Below are 3,756 nucleotides of genomic sequence, written 5' to 3' on the forward strand. Positions count from 1 at the left end.
CCGTTTCGGTGCTGCGCAAGGACCGGCCCGAAGAGGCCGCGCTGCTGAGCGCCCTCGCCCAACTGCACGTCGTGGGCATCGCGGTGGACTGGTCCGGGATCTTCGCCGGTACCGGTGCCCGCCGCGTGGACCTGCCCACCTACCCCTTCCAGCACGAGCGGTACTGGCCCAGGCCCGCGGCGTCGGCGGGCGATGTGTCCGCCGCCGGGCTGCTGCCCGTGGAGCACCCCCTGCTGGGGGCGGCGGTGCCGCTGACGGGCTCGGGCGGGTTGCTGCTCACGAGCCGGCTGTCGGCGCTGACCCACCCCTGGCTGCTGGATCACGTGGTGGGCGGCGCGTACGTCTTCCCCGCCGCCGGGCTCCTCGAACTGGCCGTCCACGCGGGCGACCAGGTCGGCTGCGACCGCGTCGGCACGCTCGCCCTCACCGAGCCGCTCGTGCTGGCCGAGGATGGCGCCGTACTTCTTCAGGTGCGGGTCGGAGCCCCCGGCGCGGATGGCGCGCGCGAGGTGCGCATCTCCTCGCAGGCCGTGGACGCGGCCGACCAGCCGTGGACGGAGCATGCCAACGGCACCCTGACCCCCGGGGCATCCGGAGAGCACGCGGGAGAACAAACAGCGCAAGGAGCTTCGGAGTTCGACGCCTCGGCGTGGCCGCCGAGCGGCGCCGAAACGGTGGACCTGACGGACGTCGCCGAGGACGTCGAGCACGGCCCGGTGTTCCGTACCCTGCGCGCCCTGTGGAGCCGGGGCGACGAGACCTTTGCCGAGGCCGTACTGCCCGGCCAGGTGGAGGACGCCGCGGACTTCGGCCTGCACCCGGCGCTGCTGGAAGCGGTGACACAGGCGGCCGGATGCGACGGTGACCGCGCGCCCTCGGCCTGGAACGGGGTCGCGCTGCACGCCACCGGCGCTTCGGCGGTGCGCATCCGCATCGTGAGGACCGGCCAGGACGCGTTCTCCGTCGCCGTGGCGGACACCGCGGGCGCGCCCGTCCTGTCGGCCGACTCGCTGGTGCTGGACGCCAGGAAGCCCCTGCGGCAGCCGGCCCGCGGCAAGGGCGCCGAGCAGGGCGCGTTGCTGCGGCTGGACTGGGTGGCGGCCGCGGACGCGCCGGCCGACGGCGCGGTGCGGAGCGTGACGCTCGACGCCGACGGGCTGGCGTCGCTGACGGACGTTCCCGAGCTGGTCGTGGTTCCGGTGTCGGGCGCCGGTGCCGAGGGTCCGGGTGCGGTGCACGAACTGACCGCTCAGGTGCTGGAGTTGATGCAGGAGTGGCTGGCGGGGGAGCGGTACGCCGCGTCCCGGCTGGTGTTCGTGACCCGCGGCGCGGTGTCCGGAGCGGACCTGGCCGCCGCGGCGGTGTGGGGCCTGGTGGGGTCGGCGCAGTCGGAGAACCCGGACCGCTTCGTCCTGGTGGACGTGCCGGACGTGCCGGACGCGCCGGACGTGGCTCTCCCGGACGTGCTGCCGCGTCTGCCGGGCCTGCTCGCCGCCGGTGACGACCGGTTCGTCGTACGCGACGGCGCGGTGCGCGTGGGCAGGCTGGCCCGGCGGGCCGCACCGGACGCCACCACGCCCCGCCTGCCCGCCTGGGACCCGGACGGCACGACGCTGATCACCGGCGGTACGGGTGGCCTGGGCGGCCTGCTGGCCCGGCACCTTGTGGCCGCGCGCGGCGCCAAGCACCTCGCCCTGGTGAGCCGCAGCGGCGAGGCCGCGCCGGGAGCCGCCCAGCTGCGTGCGGAGCTGACCGCGCTGGGCGCCGACGTGACGATCGCGGCCTGCGACACCGCCGACCGGGCCGCGCTCGGGCGGGTGCTGGACTCCCTGGCGCATCCGCTGACCGCGGTGGTCCACGCGGCCGGTGTGCTGGACGACGGCGTGGTCACCTCGCTGACCGCCGAGCGGCTGTCGGGTGTGCTGCGCCCGAAGGTGGACGCGGCCTGGCATCTGCACGACCTGACCCGGGGGATGGACCTCGGCGCGTTCGTCGTCTTCTCGTCGGTCTCCGGCGTCATCGGCGGCGCGGGCCAGGGCAACTACGCCGCGGGCAACGTCTTCCTCGACGCACTGGCCCGGCACCGTGCCGCCCAGGGCCTGCCCGCCCAGTCTCTCGCCTGGGGCGCGTGGGCACAGGCGAGCGGCATGACGGGAACCCTGTCCGCGGCGGACATGCAGCGGATCGCGGCGACCGGTGTGCCGCCGCTGACCGCCGAGCAGGGCCTGGCGCTGTTCGACGCGGCCACCGCGACGGACGAGCCCTACCTCGTCCCGGTCGGCCCGGTCGCCACGGGCACCCGGGTCCGCGGCACCGTACCGCCGGTGCTGCGGGGACTGGTCAAGGGCGCCCGGCGTACGGCCGCGAGCTCCACGGCCGGCGCCGCCGCCGCCACGCTCGGCCGCCGGCTGAGGGAGGCGCGGGCGGAGGAGCGTACGCGCCTGATGGCCGATCTGGTACGGACCGAGGCCGCCGCCGTGCTCGGGCACGCCTCGGCCAAGGCGGTCGAGGCCCGGCGGGAGTTCAACGACCTGGGCTTCGACTCGCTGACCGCCGTGGAACTGCGCAACCGGCTCTCCACCGCCACCGGCCTCAGGCTGAGCGCCACCCTCGTCTTCGACTACCCCAACCCCCTCGCACTCGCCGAGCACCTCGTCTCCCGGCTCGTGGAGGAAGCCCAGACCGTCACGGGCCCGGCCCTTCTCGCGGAGCTCGAACGGCTCGATCTGGCCCTCGCCGCCGGCGCGCCCGACGCCCGTACCAAGGCCGCCGTCGCCCACCGCCTGTCGCAGATCCTGGACACCTGGCGAGGGGCCGAGGCGCAGGAGAACGGCGACGAGGTCGCCGAGCGGATCGAAGCCGCCAGCGCCGATGAAATCTTCGCCTTCATCGACAACGAACTCGGGCGTCACAGCGATCGCTGAGTCCGGCCCATTATTTACACGGAAGGTTCCTCGTCATGCCGAACGACAACGAGCTCGTTGACTACCTGAAGTGGGTCACGAACGACTTGCACCAGACCCGCCAACGGCTTCGGGAGGCTGAGTCCGCCAAACAGGAGCCCATAGCCGTCGTCGGGATGTCCTGCCGGCTGCCGGGCGGAGTGCGATCGCCGGAAGAGCTCTGGCAGTTGCTGAGCGACGGACGCGACGGCATCTCGGCGTTCCCCACCGACCGCGGATGGGACCTGAGCCTTCTCACCGGTGACGGAAGCGGCAGCAGCGCGACGGTCGAGGGCGGCTTCGTGGACGCCGCCGCGTTCGACGCCTCCTTCTTCGGGATCTCGCCCCGCGAGGCCGTCGCCATGGACCCCCAGCAGCGCATCCTGCTGGAGTCCTCCTGGGAAGCGCTGGAGCGCGCCGGCATCGACCCGGTGTCCCTGCGCGGCACCGAAACCGGTGTCTTCGTCGGTACGAACGGCGTCGACTACACCAACGTCGTGCTCAATTCCCGCGAGGACGTCGAGGGGCACGGCAGCACCGGCCTCGCGGGCAGCGTCCTGTCCGGCCGGCTCTCCTACACCTTCGGCCTGGAGGGCCCGGCGGTCACCGTCGACACGGCCTGCTCCTCCTCGCTCGTCTCCCTGCACCTGGCGGCCCACGCCCTGCGCTCCGGCGAGTGCTCGCTCGCCCTGGCCGGCGGCGTGACGGTGCTGTCGTCGCCGATGAGCTTCGCCGGATTCAGCCGGCAGGGCGGGCTGGCGGCGGACGGCCGGTGCAAGGCGTTCGCCGACGCGGCCGACGGCACCGGCTGGTC

The 3,756-nt window shown here is 74.2% G+C and carries 2 protein-coding genes; both read left to right on the forward strand.

Annotated features, from left to right (window positions below):
* Positions 1 to 2,924, forward strand: a 2,924-nt coding sequence (locus AC4IJH_RS43190; RefSeq protein ID WP_490857517.1) for a type I polyketide synthase, incomplete at its 5' end; no start/stop codon positions are given.
* Between the two features lie 35 nt (positions 2,925 to 2,959).
* Positions 2,960 to 3,756 (forward strand): beta-ketoacyl synthase N-terminal-like domain-containing protein (locus AC4IJH_RS43195; RefSeq protein ID WP_490857518.1); only part of this gene is annotated, 797 nt, incomplete at its 3' end.

The sequence above is a fragment of the Streptomyces sp. UF-297 genome, from assembly GCF_058245575.1.